Below are 16,103 nucleotides of genomic sequence, written 5' to 3'. Positions count from 1 at the left end.
GTTTGAAGGAATTGAAAATGCTCCATCCGCGAGCCAGAACGATGCTCTTGCTATCAACTCCCGCGATAATCATTGGCATAGCGTCCAGCCTGGTGTTGATCGTTGTGATGAAAGTCGCTTCCGTGTTACAGCAATTTTTGTGGGAGCGTCTGCCGATTAGCATCGGAATTGCCCAGGACTCTCCGCTGTGGATCATCGGTATGCTCACGTTAACCGGACTGATGGTCGGGCTTGTCATCCGCTACAGCCGGGGTCATGCAGGCCCGGATCCTGCTTGTGAACCGTTAATCGGAATGCCGGTGGCCGTTTCGGCACTGCCAGGCCTGCTGGCGGCGTTAATCCTCGGTCTGGCGGGCGGCGTCAGTTTAGGGCCGGAACATCCCATCATGACCGTGAATATCGCCCTCGCAGTGGCGCTTGGCAGTCGCCTCTTTCCGCGCATTGCTAAGCTGGACTGGACCATTCTCGCCTCTGCCGGCACCATCGGGGCGTTATTTGGTACTCCCGTTGCCGCCGCGTTGGTGTTTTCGCAAACGCTGAATAGCTCGAACGATGTTCCTTTGTGGGATCGCCTGTTTGCGCCATTAATGGCCGCCGCCGCAGGTTCACTGACCACCAGCCTGTTCTTTCATCCCCATTTTTCATTGCCCATCGCGCACTATACGCAAATGCATCTGATCGATATCCTCAGCGGTGCGGTCGTTGCTGCTATCGCCATTGCCGCGGGCATGGTGGCCGTCTGGTGTCTACCGCGCTTGCATCATTTAATGCATCAGCTTAAACACCCGGTACTGATCCTTGGAGTTGGTGGTTTTATTCTCGGTATTTTGGGTGTAATTGGCGGGCCGCTTACCTTATTTAAGGGACTGGATGAAATGCAGCAAATGGCGTTTAGCCAGACGCTGGGGACATCAGATTATTTGTTGCTTGCCGTGATCAAACTGGCGGCATTGGTGGTCGCCGCAGCGAGCGGTTTTCGCGGCGGGCGAATTTTTCCGGCGGTCTTCGTGGGCGTCGCGCTGGGTCTGATGCTGCACGCCCATGTTGAAGCCGTTCCGGCAGCCATCACGGTCTCCTGCGCAATTCTCGGGCTGGTGCTGGTCGTTACCCGCGACGCGTGGCTGAGCCTGTTTATGGCGGCAGTCGTGGTGCCAGACACCACTCTGCTACCGCTGCTTTGCGTCGTTATGCTCCCTGCGTGGCTGTTATTGGCCGGAAAACCAATGATGATCGCCAGCCGCCCCGAGGAGTAGCTATCCTCCGTTGCGAGATTCCAGCGCACGGGTCACCGTGCGCAATAACTCAGGAAGATCGGCTTTCGGTAGCACCACTTCAATTAATGACAACCGTTGCGGACGGGACAGTCGGGCCAGCACTTCCTCCAGTTGTACCGCCTGCTTCACTCGCCAGCATTCCGCCTGACATTCATGACTTAACGCCTGCGGCACCTGCGTCCAGTTCCATCCGGCGATGTCGTTATAGCGCTGATTTGCCCCGTGAATAGCCCTCTCCACGGTATAGCCGTCATTGTTAAGCAGTAAAATCACCGGTGATTGCCCATCTCTGAGCATAGAGCCCAGTTCCTGGATAGTGAGCTGCGCTGCGCCATCGCCAATAATCAGGATCACCCGGCGGTCCGGGCAGGCTGTTTGCGCGCCAAATGCCGCCGGGAGCGCGTAGCCGATGGAACCCCACAGCGGTTGGACCAGAACTTCCGCACCGCTGGGTAGCGAGAGCGCAGCCGCACCAAATGCCGCCGTTCCCTGGTCGACGAGGATGATGTCATCCGGCGCCAGATAATGCTGCACCGTTGGCCAGAAATTTTCCTGGGTCAGCAGCCCCTTCTCAACCTGGATACGCCTAACTGGCGGGCGTTCGGGCGGCAGTGAAAACGACATCTCCAGACACAACTCGCGTAACGTAGTGACGGCCTGTTCCATCGGAACGTTAAACCATTGGGTACCAACACGTGACGCATGGGGCTGAACTTCAATAGTACGCTCCGCTGGTAACCGTTGCGTAAACCCAGCGGTCAGGGTGTCGACAAATTGTGTACCGACGCAAATAATCGTATCGGCATCTTCAATCGCCTGGCGCACATAATCGCTACTGGCTCCGGCGCTGTACGTACCGACAAACGCCGGGTGACGCTCATCAAATAACCCTTTCCCCATCAACAGCGTGGCGTGGGCCATCGGCGTTTCCGCCATCCAACGCTGCAAAACAGGCTGTAAACCAAAGCGCTGCGCGAGAAAGTCGGCCAACAGCGCTACGCGCGGACTGTCCAACAGCCGCTCGCGGGCATAATAGCGAAACGCTTCTGCCACGCTGCTTTCCGGTTCGCTCAGAGGAACAATCAGAATGTCATTCGGCGGCGTAGCGGGCTGTTTGGCCACATCAGCAGGCAACATCAGGTAGCCTGGCCTGCGCTCTGTTAACATCGCACGCAGCACACGGTCAATTTCATAACAGGCGTTTTGTTCATCCAGCACTGCGCTGGCCGTCGTCACCGCCTGCTGCATACGGTAAAAATGCTGAAAGTCACCGTCGCCAAGGGTGTGATGCATCAGTTCCCCGCGACGCTGCGCACCGCGACAGGGCGCGCCGACAACATGTAAGACAGGAACATATTCCGCATAGCTTCCGGCGATACCGTTGATTGCACTTAACTCTCCCACGCCAAACGTGGTGAGCAATGCTCCTGCCCCTACCACCCTGGCATAGCCATCCGCGGCATAAGCCGCATTTAATTCGTTCGCACACCCAACCCAACGTATGCCGGGATGTTCAATCACGTGGTCAAGAAACTGCAAATTATAATCACCAGGCACACCAAAGAGGTGGCCGACGCCACAGCCTGCCAGCCTGTCCAGCAGATAATCAGCAACGGAATATTGGGTTTGCATGACAGCTATCCTTCTGACGGTAACCTCAATGTTGAGTATCGAAGAACTGTGATGACTGTCCAGGGGAGTTGTTGTGAAGGGGGTGGAAAGCAAGATGTACAGTTTTGACGATTAAAAATTCATTGCCGCCTGCTTTATGTAAACGTATACACTCAATGACACACGTTATCCGACAGGAGGCTACATGGTTTATCAGGCTGATGAAAATCGCTATCAAACAATGGAGTATCGCCGCTGCGGCCAGAGCGGCCTCAAACTCCCGATTGTCTCTTTGGGTTTGTGGCATAACTTTGGTGATGCCACGCAGGTAGAGAACAGTCGGGCTCTGTTACAGCGCGCATTCGATCTGGGAATTAATCATTTTGACCTGGCGAATAACTATGGCCCACCGCCGGGCTCAGCGGAGCGAAATTTTGGCCGCATTCTGCAGGAAAATTTTTTACCGTGGCGGGACGAGCTGGTCATCTCTACCAAAGCTGGCTACACCATGTGGGAAGGTCCTTACGGTGACTGGGGTTCGCGCAAATACCTGATTGCCAGCCTCGATCAAAGCCTCAAACGCCTGGGGCTGGAGTATGTTGATATCTTCTATCACCACCGGCCCGATCCTGAAACGCCGCTCAGAGAAACCATGCGCGCGCTGGATCATATTGTCCGTCAGGGTAAAGCGCTATATGTCGGACTGTCTAATTATCCGGCGGAGCTTGCCAGGCAGGCGATTGAAATACTCGACGATTTAGGCACGCCCTGCCTTATCCACCAGCCTAAATATTCCCTGTTTGAACGTTGGGTCGAAAGTGGCCTGCTGTCGCTATTACAGGAAAAGGGGGTTGGCAGTATCGCCTTCTCGCCACTGGCGGGTGGGCAATTAACCGACCGCTACCTGAACGGTATTCCTGCGGACTCGCGCGCGGCAAGCTCCAGCCGTTTTCTTAACCCGGACCAGTTAACGCCACAAAAACTGGAAAAGGTCCGTGCGCTGAACGCGCTGGCAGAACGTCGGGGACAAAAACTTTCTCAGATGGCGCTCGCGTGGGTATTACGGGAAGACAAGGTCACCTCGGTGTTGATTGGCGCCAGTAAACCCGCGCAAATTGAAGACGCCGTTGGCATGCTGGCAAACCGTCATTTCTCTGCCGAAGAGTGCGCGGAAATTGATGCCATTCTGAGCTGATTGAAATAAAGACACATTTATTAACAAAAAGTGCTCTCGCTCGCGATTTAAGAGTTAAGGCGATGAAACGGGGCTTTACTGCCCCGTAATATTACGTTAACAGGCCGGCTACGGCTCGATCGTGAAGGAGAGTAAAAATGTTCAGGTCACTGATTCTGGCGGCAGTCTTATTGGCTTTTACCCCGCTGGCCGCGAACGCTGGCGAAATCACCCTGCTGCCATCAATAAAATTGCAAATTGGCGATCGCGATAATTACGGTAACTACTGGGATGGCGGCCGCTGGCGCGACCGGGATTACTGGCATCATAACTATGAGTGGCGCAAAAACCGCTGGTGGCGTCATGACAATGGCTATCATCGTGGCTGGGATAAACGTAAAGCTTATGAGCGCGGCTATCGTGAAGGCTGGAATGACCGTGACGACCATCGCGGTCGCGGGCGCGGCCACAAACATCATCATTAATGTAACAAAAGAGCCTACGGGCTCTTTTGTTTTTACAAACCGAGCGCGGTTCCCACCAGAAGCCAGATATTGAGTGCGACCACCAACACAACAATCATCCAGCCAAGATGTTTCACCCACCGGGTATTCACCAGATCGCCCATCAGTTCACCGTTGCTGGTGAAGACCAGTAGCGGCACCAGAGCTAATGCAATCCCGAAACTGAGCAACACCTGGCTCATCACCAGAATACGGGTGGGATCCAGCCCCATCAGAATCACAATAAATGATGGCATCATGGTGACAGTACGGCGTACCCACAGCGGAATGTGGAAGCGGATAAACCCCTGCATCACCACCTGCCCCGCCAACGTGCCGACCACAGTAGAAGACAGTCCCGCTGCCACCAGGCTTAAACCAAACACCGTCGCCGCCGCGTGGCTCAACAGCGGTTCAAGGGTCAGGTACGCCTGATCGAGATCGGCGATACCGGTATGCCCGCTAAAATGAAATGCGGCGGCAGCTGTCGCCATCATCGCCAGATTCACAAATCCGGCAATCGTCATGGCGATAGCCACATCCCATTTCGTGGCCGCATAGCGTTGTTGCCGCGTTCCGCCGTGCAGATGCTGGGTTAAAGAAGAATGCAAATAGATCACATGCGGCATGATGGTCGCGCCAAGCACGCCAGCAGCCAGGAACACAGCCTCAGAATTGGGCAGGTTGGGAATAATCATCCCTTTGCTAAGCTGCGCCAGATTGGGTTGGGAAAAGACCAGTTCCACGATGTAAGCCGCTGCCACAAACAACAGCAAGCCGCCAATGACTTTTTCCAGCGGTTTTTGCCCGCGGCGCTGCAGCATCAGAATTAAAAACGTCGCGATACCGGTAAGCACGGCCCCCTGCAATAATGAAACACCCAGGATCAGTTTGAAACCAATCGCAGCGCCAATAAACTCAGCAAGGTCGGTCGCCATGGCGATAATTTCAGCCTGCACCCAGTAAAACCACACCACCGGACGAGGGTAATGATCGCGAATTTGCTCCGCCAGGTTTTTACCCGTGGCAATACCCAGTTTTGCCGACAGCACCTGAATCAGCATCGCCATCAGGTTTGCCCAGACCACCACCCACAGCAATTTATAACCAAAGCTGGCCCCTGCCTGGATATTGGTGGCAAAGTTACCCGGATCGATATAGCCGATCGCCGCGATGAACGCAGGTCCCATTAATGCGAGCTTCAACTTGCGCGCTGCCCGTCCACTGCTACTCTCAACGCGATCGTTAGTCATTTTAGTGCCTCAGAAACATAGCCTTTGCTATGTTTCAAGCTACGCTTATTGAGAATGATTATCAAATTCATTTTAATGGGTGAAGTTGATTTCTCTGATAGCGTTTGTCTATGGATCGATAAGGATTCTGGAAATACCGGTGAGATGTTTGATTATTGTTATGAGATTAGCACAATGACATAACTTTTCACTTCCCTACTCAACATAACGGAAGTGTATCACCGATCACTAATTTTGAATCTCGTCACAGGTCCTTATTATAGTGTGTGTTTGATCTCGTTTTCTTTATGGTTGTTACATAGAATGTGCACGAAAACTAAACCTGCCTCATATTTGGAGCAAATATGGACCGCGTTCTTCATTTTGTCCTGGCCCTTGCCGTGGTTGCGGTACTCGCACTGCTGGCAAGCAGTGACCGTAAAAAAATCCGCATTCGTTATGTTATTCAACTGCTTGTTATTGAAGTGTTACTGGCATGGTTCTTCCTGAACTCTGATGTCGGTCTGGGCTTCGTGAGAGGCTTCTCCGAGATGTTTGAAAAACTGCTCGGATTCGCTAACGAAGGGACAAACTTTGTCTTCGGCAGCATGAACGACAAAGGCCTGGCATTCTTCTTCCTGAAAGTGCTTTGCCCGATCGTCTTCATTTCCGCGCTGATCGGTATTTTGCAGCACATCCGCGTTCTGCCAATTGTTATTCGCGCGATTGGTTTCCTGTTATCTAAAGTCAACGGTATGGGCAAGCTGGAATCCTTCAACGCCGTCAGCTCCCTGATCCTGGGTCAGTCCGAGAACTTTATCGCCTATAAAGATATTCTCGGCAAAATGTCCCGCAACCGTATGTACACCATGGCTGCAACGGCGATGTCGACCGTTTCCATGTCTATCGTCGGCGCGTATATGACCATGCTGGAGCCGAAGTACGTGGTTGCTGCGCTGGTTCTGAACATGTTCAGCACCTTCATCGTGCTGTCGCTGATCAACCCCTACACCGTTGATGCCAGCGAAGAAAATATTCAGATGTCTAACCTGCACGAAGGTCAGAGCTTCTTCGAAATGCTGGGTGAATACATCCTGGCAGGTTTCAAAGTAGCCATTATCGTTGCAGCCATGCTGATTGGTTTCATCGCGCTGATCGCCGCCCTGAACGCCCTGTTCGCTACCGTAACCGGTTGGTTTGGCTACAGCATCTCCTTCCAGGGCATCCTGGGCTACATCTTCTACCCGGTTGCATGGGTGATGGGTGTGCCGTCCAGCGAAGCGCTGCAGGTGGGCAGTATCATGGCAACCAAACTGGTTTCTAACGAATTCGTCGCGATGATGGATCTGCAGAAAATCGCCTCTACGCTCTCTCCACGCGCCGAAGGCATCATCTCTGTGTTCCTGGTCTCCTTCGCTAACTTCTCTTCTATCGGGATTATCGCCGGCGCGATTAAAGGCCTGAACGAAGAACAAGGTAACGTGGTTTCCCGCTTTGGTCTGAAGCTGGTGTACGGCTCTACGCTGGTGAGCGTACTGTCTGCATCCATCGCAGCACTGGTGCTGTAAGCCTAAGACAATATCGTTGTAAAAATGCCGGGGATTTCCCCGGCTTTTTTATGCCTGCTATTCAGCAAACCGAAGAGTTACGAGGTGAGAACTGGCAGGATGCAGAAACAAAAAACCCCCGCTTTACAGCGAGGGTTTAAATTTTGGTGGAGCTAAGCGGGATCGAACCGCTGACCTCTTGCATGCCATGCAAGCGCTCTCCCAGCTGAGCTATAGCCCCACGATGCTTTTACGTACATACCAAATTTATTGGGATTAAATTTGGTGGAGCTAAGCGGGATCGAACCGCTGACCTCTTGCATGCCATGCAAGCGCTCTCCCAGCTGAGCTATAGCCCCGTCACGTAAAGCTTGTCGAGTTGACGGGCGGCATCATATGAATTCCCTTCGCGTGTGTCAACGGCAAAATTAACTCATAGAATTCAATCGCTGAAAAAGCAGTCAAATGAAGAACATTGCGTAACAACTCGCATTCAGTAGTTAAACGCGTCACGGTTTCTACTAAAATGGTGCTATAAAATGAACCACTAATTAACCCCACGACTATTCAGGGAATCGTTATGTTCAAGGAACGGATGACGCCAGAAGAGCTTGCTAATCTGACCGGATACAGCCGACAGACCATCAATAAATGGGTGCGCAAGGAAGGTTGGGCTACATCACCAAAACCAGGCGTTCAGGGCGGTAAAGCCCGTCTGGTTCACGTCACCGAACAAGTTCGTGAATACATTCGCAGCGCCGAGCGTTCAGCCGAAGGTTTATCAGATAACTTATCGTTATCCGGCGATAACTCTATTGAAGCTCTGCTGATTAGGCTCGCCAAAGAGATGACACCGTCAGAACAGAAAATGTTTACGTCACTGATCCTGCGTGAAGGCATTACGGGTTTATTACAACGCTTAGGGATCCGCGATAACAAATAATATGAAAAAATTACGCAGCAAAATGACGACCGAAGAGCTGGCGGAATGTCTCGGGGTCGCCAAACAAACCGTCAATCGTTGGATCAGAGAACAAAACTGGACCACCGAAAAATTTCCCGGTGTTAAAGGTGGTCGTGCAAGACTTATTCTTATCGACTCCGGCGTCCGCACGTTTCTGCTCAACATTCCCGCTTTTCGCAAAGTTCCTGAGGTTTATCAGGCTGAAGAGCCGCTGGCAGAATACACCCATGTAGTGCGCAGCCATGCCTGCCGCCAGATAATCAGCGCGCTGGACAATATGTCTCCAACGGAACAAGAAAAGCTGGCGATGTATATCTCGCGCGAAGGGATTCGTAATTTCCTTATCCGTCTGGGGATTGATGAGTCTGAATAACGGATAAAAAAACGGCAGGAGTGCATCCTGCCGTTGTGTCATCAATCAGCCTGAATTACTGCTGACTTTCACGCTCTGCAATAAACGCCAGCGCTTTGTTAATACGCTCAACGCTGCGGGATTTGCCAATCGCATGCACCGTGACGTCTAACGCCGGGGACTGACCCGCGCCGGTTACCGCGACACGCAGCGGCATCCCAACTTTACCCATGCCCACTTCCAGCTCATCAGCGGTTGCCTGAATCGCGTGGTGGACGTTTTCTGCCGTCCACTCGGTAATGGCGGCCAGTTTGTCGCGAACCACTTCCAGAGGCTGACGCGCAACCGGACGCAGGTGTTTCTTCGCCGCGTCGGCATCGAACTCAGCAAAGTCTTCGTAGAAGTAGCGGCAGCTCTGCGCCATCTCTTTCAGAGTCTTACAACGCTCGCCCAGCAGTTTCACCAGCTCAGACAGTTGAGGCCCAACGCGGGTATCGATATTTTCCTGCTCAATGTGCCATTGCAGATGCGTTGCCACATATTCCGGCGCCAGCGCATTAATGTAGTGATGGTTCAACCACTGCAGTTTTTCAGTGTTGAACGCGCTCGCAGACTTGCTCACCGCACCGAGGGAGAACAGTTTAATCATCTCTTCACGGGTGAAGATTTCCTGATCGCCGCTGGACCAGCCCAGGCGTACCAGATAGTTCAGCAGCGCTTCCGGCAGGTAGCCGTCATCGCGGTACTGCATCACGCTGACCGCACCGTGACGTTTAGAGAGTTTTTTACCGTCGTCGCCGTTGATCATCGACACGTGCGCGTAAACCGGCACCGGCGCGTTCAGCGCTTTCAGGATGTTGATCTGACGCGGGGTGTTATTGATATGGTCTTCGCCACGAATAACGTGGGTAATTTCCATATCCCAGTCGTCGACCACCACACAGAAGTTGTAGGTCGGGGAACCGTCGGTACGGCGGATGATCAGATCGTCCAGCTCCTGGTTGCTGAATTCGATCGGGCCACGGATCTGATCGTCAAAAATAACGGAACCGTCCTGCGGGTTGGCAAAACGCACCACGCAAGGTTCATCGGCGGCATGGTGCTCATGACCATGGCGGCAGCGGCCGTCGTAACGCGGCTTCTCACCGTTCGCCATCTGCTCTTCGCGCAGCGCATCCAGGCGCTCTTTGGAGCAGTAGCACTTATATGCGGTGCCTGCTTCCAGCATTTCATCAATAACAGCGTTGTAGCGATCAAAACGTTTGGTCTGGAAGTACGGGCCTTCATCCCATTCCAGATTCAGCCAGTTCATACCATCCATAATGGCTTCAATAGCTTCCGGCGTGGAGCGTTCGAGATCGGTGTCTTCAATACGCAGCACAAACTCACCGCCATGGTTACGTGCAAAAAGCCAGGAATAAAGAGCAGTACGCGCACCGCCGACGTGCAGGTAACCTGTCGGGCTTGGCGCGAAGCGAGTTTTGATTTTCATGAAATGGCCTTACGTTTATAAAGATGCCGACAACCGGCAAATCCAGGGAAGATTATCAGGCTCGTATTCTATCACTGTGGTCTGATTCCTCAATGTTGATCGGGTTGGAACATCACGCTTTGCCATTTTCGTATACAAATCATGCTACATGGATTGTTTTGCGATCGTTTTGTTTAAATTTACGACGAACGAACAATTTCTTTAGAAAATGCGTTGACTCATTTTCAACTCTCCCTATAATGCGACTCCACACAGCGGGGGTGATTAGCTCAGCTGGGAGAGCACCTCCCTTACAAGGAGGGGGTCGGCGGTTCGAACCCGTCATCACCCACCAACTACTTTATGTAGTCTCCGCCGTGTAAAACAAGAAATTGAGAAGTGGGTGATTAGCTCAGCTGGGAGAGCACCTCCCTTACAAGGAGGGGGTCGGCGGTTCGATCCCGTCATCACCCACCACTTTCTCGCCAGCTGGATTTCTTGTTAAAATGTGCAGTACCGAAGTGGGTGATTAGCTCAGCTGGGAGAGCACCTCCCTTACAAGGAGGGGGTCGGCGGTTCGATCCCGTCATCACCCACCACTCGGGGCGTTAGCTCAGTTGGTAGAGCAGTTGACTTTTAATCAATTGGTCGCAGGTTCGAATCCTGCACGACCCACCATCCTGAAAGTATCAAGAAGTAAACCCCATAAGGGGGCGTTAGCTCAGTTGGTAGAGCAGTTGACTTTTAATCAATTGGTCGCAGGTTCGAATCCTGCACGCCCCACCAGTGTAAAAAGGCGCCCTAAAGGCGCCTTTTTGCTATGCACAGAATTAACGATTCGAACCTGCAGCAGGTTCGGGTCGAACGTAGTGAGACAACGGAGCCGTTTACGGCGACGGCCCGGAGGGCGAGCAAAGCGAGTCATCCTGCACGCCCCACCAGTGTAAAAGAGGGCGCTGGCGGCGTCTTTTTGCTATCTGCGATTTATAAGATTCGAACGACAACGGAGCCGTTTACGGCGACGGCCCGAAGGGCGAGCGAAGCGAGTCATCCTGCACGCCCCACCAGTGTAAAAGAGGGCGCTGGCGGCGTCTTTTTGCTATCTGCGATTTATAAGATTCGAACCTGCTTGCCTGATGCGCTTCGCTTATCAGGCCTACGGGTGCCAAATGTAGGCCGGATAAGTCGTCAGTCGCCATCCAGCACTCATCACATGCAATTATTGTGACTTTTCTGCGCTAATCCGCTATCTTGTTTAGCATATAAAACAAATCGAACCGAATATGGCGTGCGTCACGCTTTTAATCGGTTATTTCGTTAAGCTAGTAAAACGAGAAAGCAAGATGAGCGTGATGTTTGATCCTGAAGCAGCAATTTATCCGTTCCCGCCGAAGCCAGCACCGCTGAGTGTGGATGAAAAACAATTTTACCGTGAAAAAATCAAGCGCCTGCTAAAAGAGCGAGATGCTGTTATGGTCGCGCACTATTACACCGATCCTGAAATCCAACAGTTGGCCGAAGAGACCGGCGGCTGTATTTCTGATTCTCTGGAGATGGCGCGGTTCGGCTCAAAACATCCCGCTTCTACGCTGTTGGTTGCGGGCGTGAGGTTTATGGGAGAGACCGCCAAAATTCTCAGCCCGGAAAAGACCATCCTGATGCCGACCCTGCAGGCGGAATGTTCATTAGATCTGGGTTGTCCAATTGATGCGTTCAGCGCATTTTGCGACGCGCATCCGGATCGCACCGTGGTGGTTTACGCCAATACCTCAGCGGCAGTTAAAGCGCGTGCCGACTGGGTTGTGACCTCCAGTATTGCGGTTGAACTTATTGAGCATCTTGATAGTTTAGGTGAAAAAATCATCTGGGCCCCGGACAGACATCTGGGCAACTACGTGCAAAAACAGACCGGCGCAGATGTGCTCTGTTGGCAGGGGGCCTGTATTGTCCACGATGAATTCAAAACCCAGGCATTAACGCGTATGAAGGGGCTTTACCCCGATGCCGCCGTGCTGGTGCACCCGGAGTCACCTCAGTCCATCGTTGATATGGCCGATGCGGTCGGGTCAACCAGTCAGTTAATCAACGCAGCTAAATCGTTACCGCACCAGCAACTGATAGTGGCGACAGACCGGGGTATTTTTTACAAAATGCAGCAAGCGGTTCCGGATAAAGAGTTGCTTGAAGCGCCAACGGCTGGCGAAGGGGCAACCTGTCGCAGTTGCGCGCATTGTCCGTGGATGGCGATGAACGGCCTCAAGGCGATTGCTGAGGGTCTGGAGCAAGGGGGGTCTGCTCACGAGATACATGTAGATGCAGCGCTGCGAGAAGGTGCATTGCTGCCGTTAAACCGCATGTTGGAATTTGCGGCTACACTTCGGGCTTAAGTAATTTATTTGCTCTGGGGGAAAAGATGGACTTTTTTAGCACGCAGAACATTCTGGTACATATTCCGATCGGTGCGGGCGGTTACGATCTGTCGTGGATCGAAGCCGTGGGGACGATCGCCGGGTTATTGTGTATTGGCCTGGCGAGCCTTGAGAAAATCAGTAATTACGTCTTCGGACTGATAAACGTCACGCTGTTTGCGATTATCTTCTTTCAGATCCAGCTCTATGCCAGCCTGTTGCTGCAGGTTTTCTTTTTTGCCGCGAATATCTACGGCTGGTATGCCTGGTCCCGGCAAACCAGCCAGCATGAGGCAGAGCTGAAAATACGCTGGTTGCCGTTACCGAAAGCGATCGGTTGGCTGGCTGCTTGCGTGGTGGCGATTGGCCTGATGTCGGTCTATATCGATCCGGTGTTTGCTTTTTTGACACTTGTTGCCGTGAATATTATGCAGGGGCTGGGATTACAGGTGGCGGCTCCTGAGTTGCAACCCGATGCATTCCCGTTCTGGGACTCCTGCATGATGGTGTTGTCGATTGTGGCGATGATCCTGATGACGCGCAAATACGTTGAAAACTGGCTGTTGTGGGTGATCATTAACGTCATTAGCGTCGTGATCTTTGCTCTGCAAGGCGTATATGCCATGTCACTGGAATATATGATCCTGACGGTTATCGCCCTGAACGGCAGCAGGATGTGGATTAACAGCGCGCGTGAACGTGGTTCCCACGCGCTGTCCCATTAATGGTGATGATGTGCATGGCCGGACACGCCCTGATACAGGTGGCAGTCCGGCCCATTGCATGGCTGATATTCCATCTGGATCGTGGCGTGTTCAATCTGGTAGTGATGAATCAGGAAATGTTGAATACGCTCCAGCAGGGCGTCGTGATCGTGCGGCGGGACTACCTGCACATGCAGCGTCATGACCGGTTTTTCACCTACCATCCAGACGTGTACATGATGCACATTGCGAACTTCGGGGATATCCCGGCTGAGATGGCGCTGCAATGCGGCAATATCCAATGTAAGCGGAGCGCCTTCCAGTAATTCATTTACGCTATCTTTTAACAACCGCCAGGCGCTACGCAGTACCAACACGGAAACCAGAATCGAGAGAATCGGGTCCGCTGGCGTCCAGCCTGTCCAGATGATAATCAGCGCAGCGATGATTGCCCCAACCGAGCCGAGCAAATCGCCCATTACGTGTAGTGCTGCGGCGCGGACGTTAAGGTTTTTCTCTTCACTGCCGCGATGTAAAACCCAAAAAGCGAGCACGTTCGCCAGTAAGCCCGCGACAGCAATGATCATCATCATGCCGCCCGCTACGGGACGTGGCGTATGAAAGCGCTCAATCGCCTCCCAGACGATTAAAATGGTGATCACAACCAATGCGATAGCGTTAACAAACGCGGCTAATGTTGTGAGTCTCAACCAGCCGAAAGTGTGCCGTATAGTGGGTGGGCGTCTGGAAAACTGGACCGCCAACAGCGCAAATAGAAGCGCGGCGGCATCTGTGAGCATATGTCCGGCATCGGCCAGTAATGCCAGCGAGCCTGAAAGTACCCCACCCACCACTTCAACCAGCATAAATCCGGCTGTGATGCAGAATGCGAAAAGCAGTCTGCGGGCATTATTGTCCTTAGGTTGCTCAGGAGAAGTATGAGTATGTGAGTGCGCCATTATGCCATCCCTTTGTTATTCTCACCTTTACTGTATGTCATGATACCGTTTTTGGGATGATAAAATTAAAAAGGAGAGCTATTGCTCTCCCGTTATTAGCTTTATTTTCAGCGCTACTGGGTAGTACCGTCAGTTTTGGTGTCGGCATCATTATTGATGCCGTTTCCGGTCTCAACCTTCTTATTTACATCCGGGCAGTGCCCATCCTTACACATGGTGTTTTTATGCACCTCGTCTTTGGTCATTCCTTCATGGTTCATTGATGAACCGTCCGGATGCAGCATTGTGCCACCCGAATTCACATTGTTGTTATCGACATTATTTGGCGCAACGTTTTCGCGTGCGTCTGGCGCGACTTGACCGGCATCTGCCGCGGAATTTGCCTGGCCGTTATTCGACTGCGTGCTGGTGTCAGCTGCCAGTGCTGCGCCGCTGGCGAGGCTGAGTGTGGCCGTCAAAAAGAGTGAAGTCAGCTTTGTCATATGCATATTATGCTCCTGTTATGATAGAGATGTCGGATAACGTCTTCCAACAGTGCATGTGCCAATACATCAGCAGGACGTGGTTAAAAGTTTTGCTATAAAAATTATAACCAGCATAGAATCTTGAAATATATGAAAATTTAAGTTGTTGCAGTTATAAATTGTAGTCTTGATCTCTTTTTTCGCTACTTTATTGCGTTTTTTTGGCCTATTCCAGGATTAATCCGTCCAAAGTGTAAAACCCCGTTTACACTTTATGACTGAAGATATAGATTGGAGGGATTGCATTCATTTATATAAGTATGGCAACGCTGGAATAATCATGAATTATCAGAACGACGATTTACGCATTAAAGAGATCAACGAATTATTACCCCCGGTCGCACTGCTGGAAAAATTCCCCGCTACTGAAAATGCCGCCAATACGGTGGCGCATGCCCGTAAGGCGATTCATAAAATTCTCAAAGGCAGTGACGATCGTCTGCTGGTGGTGATAGGGCCGTGTTCTATTCATGATCCGGCAGCGGCTAAAGAGTATGCTGCTCGCTTGTTGGCGCTACGTGAAGAGTTAAAAGGCGAACTTGAAATCGTCATGCGCGTCTATTTTGAAAAACCGCGTACCACCGTAGGCTGGAAAGGACTTATCAACGATCCGCACATGGATAACAGCTTCCAGATCAACGACGGTCTGCGCATCGCCCGTAAACTGCTGCTGGATATCAACGACAGCGGTTTGCCAGCAGCAGGTGAGTTCCTGGATATGATCACCCCACAATATCTTGCCGATCTCATGAGCTGGGGCGCAATTGGCGCCCGTACCACAGAATCTCAGGTACACCGTGAGTTGGCGTCAGGTTTGTCCTGCCCGGTTGGTTTTAAAAACGGTACTGATGGCACCATCAAAGTCGCCATTGATGCAATCAATGCTGCCGGGGCGCCGCATTGTTTCCTGTCTGTCACCAAATGGGGTCATTCGGCGATTGTGAATACCAGCGGTAATGGCGATTGCCATATCATTCTGCGCGGCGGCAAAGAGCCGAACTACAGCGCTCAGCACGTTGCCGACGTGAAAGAAGGTCTGGTCAAAGCGGGGCTTTCTCCGCAGGTGATGATCGACTTTAGCCATGCCAACTCCAGCAAGCAGTTTAAAAAGCAGATGGATGTTGCGAAAGACGTTTGCGGACAGGTTGCCGGTGGGGAAAAAGCAATTATTGGCGTAATGATTGAAAGCCATCTGGTTGAAGGTAATCAGAACCCGGATAGCGGTGAACCACTGACCTACGGCAAGAGCATCACCGACGCCTGCATTGGTTGGGAAGATACCGATGCGGTGTTACGCCAGTTGGCGGAAGCGGTAAAAGCGCGCCGCGGGTAAGTTTTAATGCCTCTCTCATAGGCAAAAAGAAGCGCGGATAATCCGCG

General features: G+C 52.2%; 14 protein-coding genes, 7 tRNA genes and 1 other RNA gene. 15 read left to right on the top strand and 7 right to left on the bottom strand.

The genetic code is table 11. The features are described from left to right. Window positions 1-17 precede the first annotated feature (17 nt). Complete coding sequence (locus FDX04_RS12910) at window positions 18-1,253, top strand: ion channel protein (RefSeq protein WP_061382152.1); 1,236 nt, start codon at window positions 18-20, stop codon at window positions 1,251-1,253. On the opposite strand, the gene FDX04_RS12905 is transcribed toward FDX04_RS12910, so the two are convergent. Next, on the bottom strand, window positions 1,254-2,906 hold the full coding sequence (locus FDX04_RS12905; protein ID WP_137360992.1) for an alpha-keto acid decarboxylase family protein: 1,653 nt from the start codon (window positions 2,904-2,906) through the stop codon (window positions 1,254-1,256). Between the two features lie 184 nt (window positions 2,907-3,090). Here FDX04_RS12905 and mgrA point away from each other — a divergent pair, with 184 nt between their 5' ends. Both mgrA and ypeC read left to right on the top strand, forming a co-directional pair. Continuing rightward, a complete protein-coding gene (gene mgrA, locus FDX04_RS12900) occupies window positions 3,091-4,080 on the top strand; it encodes an L-glyceraldehyde 3-phosphate reductase (protein ID WP_137371050.1) in 990 nt (329 codons plus the stop codon). 137 nt (window positions 4,081-4,217) lie between these two features. After that, the gene (gene ypeC / locus FDX04_RS12895) at window positions 4,218-4,544 is read left to right on the top strand and encodes a DUF2502 domain-containing protein YpeC (RefSeq protein ID WP_003834889.1); all 327 of its coding nucleotides are present in this window, start codon (window positions 4,218-4,220) and stop codon (window positions 4,542-4,544) included. A gap of 32 nt (window positions 4,545-4,576) precedes the next feature. Here ypeC and FDX04_RS12890 read toward each other — a convergent pair whose 3' ends face one another. Beyond that, window positions 4,577-5,815, bottom strand: coding sequence for an Nramp family divalent metal transporter (locus tag FDX04_RS12890; protein WP_137360993.1), 1,239 nt, complete (start codon window positions 5,813-5,815; stop codon window positions 4,577-4,579). 344 nt (window positions 5,816-6,159) lie between these two features. Here FDX04_RS12890 and nupC point away from each other — a divergent pair, with 344 nt between their 5' ends. Beyond that, window positions 6,160-7,362 (top strand): nucleoside permease NupC, encoded by a 1,203-nt coding sequence (gene nupC, locus FDX04_RS12885; RefSeq protein ID WP_137360994.1) that lies wholly within the window; start codon window positions 6,160-6,162, stop codon window positions 7,360-7,362. A gap of 144 nt (window positions 7,363-7,506) precedes the next feature. On the opposite strand, the gene FDX04_RS12880 is transcribed toward nupC, so the two are convergent. Together FDX04_RS12880 and FDX04_RS12875 are read right to left on the bottom strand one after the other, a co-directional pair. After that, window positions 7,507-7,582: transfer RNA gene (locus FDX04_RS12880), tRNA-Ala, on the bottom strand. Between the two features lie 42 nt (window positions 7,583-7,624). Continuing rightward, window positions 7,625-7,700: transfer RNA gene (locus FDX04_RS12875), tRNA-Ala, on the bottom strand. Between the two features lie 221 nt (window positions 7,701-7,921). Between FDX04_RS12875 and FDX04_RS12870 the strand changes: the two genes are divergently transcribed. Both FDX04_RS12870 and FDX04_RS12865 read left to right on the top strand, forming a co-directional pair. Further along, entirely contained in the window at window positions 7,922-8,284 is a 363-nt protein-coding gene (locus FDX04_RS12870; protein WP_137360995.1) for a YfeC-like transcriptional regulator, read from the top strand. Between the two features lies 1 nt (window position 8,285). Continuing rightward, the gene (locus tag FDX04_RS12865) at window positions 8,286-8,678 is read left to right on the top strand and encodes a YfeC-like transcriptional regulator (protein WP_137371049.1); all 393 of its coding nucleotides are present in this window, start codon (window positions 8,286-8,288) and stop codon (window positions 8,676-8,678) included. Window positions 8,679-8,733: 55 nt separating this feature from the next. On the opposite strand, the gene gltX is transcribed toward FDX04_RS12865, so the two are convergent. Continuing rightward, window positions 8,734-10,149, bottom strand: a complete 1,416-nt coding sequence (gene gltX / locus FDX04_RS12860; RefSeq protein WP_038642458.1) for a glutamate--tRNA ligase — start codon at window positions 10,147-10,149, stop codon at window positions 8,734-8,736. A 258-nt stretch (window positions 10,150-10,407) separates the two neighbouring features. Between gltX and FDX04_RS12855 the strand changes: the two genes are divergently transcribed. The 8 genes from FDX04_RS12855 to pnuC all read left to right on the top strand — a co-directional run bounded on the left by FDX04_RS12855 (window position 10,408) and on the right by pnuC (window position 13,261). Continuing rightward, window positions 10,408-10,483: transfer RNA gene (locus tag FDX04_RS12855), tRNA-Val, on the top strand. Between the two features lie 46 nt (window positions 10,484-10,529). Continuing rightward, window positions 10,530-10,605: transfer RNA gene (locus FDX04_RS12850), tRNA-Val, on the top strand. Between the two features lie 46 nt (window positions 10,606-10,651). Further along, window positions 10,652-10,727, top strand: a tRNA-Val gene (locus FDX04_RS12845). A gap of 3 nt (window positions 10,728-10,730) precedes the next feature. Next, window positions 10,731-10,806: transfer RNA gene (locus FDX04_RS12840), tRNA-Lys, on the top strand. A 32-nt stretch (window positions 10,807-10,838) separates the two neighbouring features. Further along, window positions 10,839-10,914, top strand: a tRNA-Lys gene (locus FDX04_RS12835). Between the two features lie 22 nt (window positions 10,915-10,936). Further along, a non-coding RNA gene (locus FDX04_RS12830) (RtT sRNA) lies at window positions 10,937-11,069 on the top strand. A 402-nt stretch (window positions 11,070-11,471) separates the two neighbouring features. Beyond that, entirely contained in the window at window positions 11,472-12,515 is a 1,044-nt protein-coding gene (nadA, locus tag FDX04_RS12825; protein WP_137360338.1) for a quinolinate synthase NadA, read from the top strand. A gap of 26 nt (window positions 12,516-12,541) precedes the next feature. Next, a complete protein-coding gene (gene pnuC, locus FDX04_RS12820; protein WP_137360337.1) occupies window positions 12,542-13,261 on the top strand; it encodes a nicotinamide riboside transporter PnuC in 720 nt (239 codons plus the stop codon). Here pnuC and zitB read toward each other — a convergent pair. Together zitB and FDX04_RS12810 are read right to left on the bottom strand one after the other, a co-directional pair. Further along, entirely contained in the window at window positions 13,258-14,199 is a 942-nt protein-coding gene (zitB, locus tag FDX04_RS12815; protein ID WP_042309673.1) for a CDF family zinc transporter ZitB, read from the bottom strand. The two genes, pnuC and zitB, sit on opposite strands and share 4 nt — an antisense overlap. Before the next feature lie 113 nt (window positions 14,200-14,312). Continuing rightward, window positions 14,313-14,687 (bottom strand): YbgS-like family protein, encoded by a 375-nt coding sequence (locus tag FDX04_RS12810; RefSeq protein WP_042309671.1) that lies wholly within the window; start codon window positions 14,685-14,687, stop codon window positions 14,313-14,315. 316 nt (window positions 14,688-15,003) lie between these two features. Here FDX04_RS12810 and aroG point away from each other — a divergent pair, with 316 nt between their 5' ends. Next, window positions 15,004-16,056, top strand: coding sequence for a 3-deoxy-7-phosphoheptulonate synthase AroG (gene aroG, locus FDX04_RS12805; RefSeq protein WP_038638968.1), 1,053 nt, complete (start codon window positions 15,004-15,006; stop codon window positions 16,054-16,056). Window positions 16,057-16,103 lie beyond the last annotated feature (47 nt).

The sequence above is a fragment of the Citrobacter sp. wls615 genome, assembly GCF_005281355.1.
In the GTDB taxonomy this organism is placed as follows: Bacteria; Pseudomonadota; Gammaproteobacteria; order Enterobacterales; family Enterobacteriaceae; genus Citrobacter; species Citrobacter werkmanii.
The sequence above is the reverse complement of the archived record's forward strand: the minus strand, read 5'-3'. Positions and strand labels throughout refer to the sequence as shown.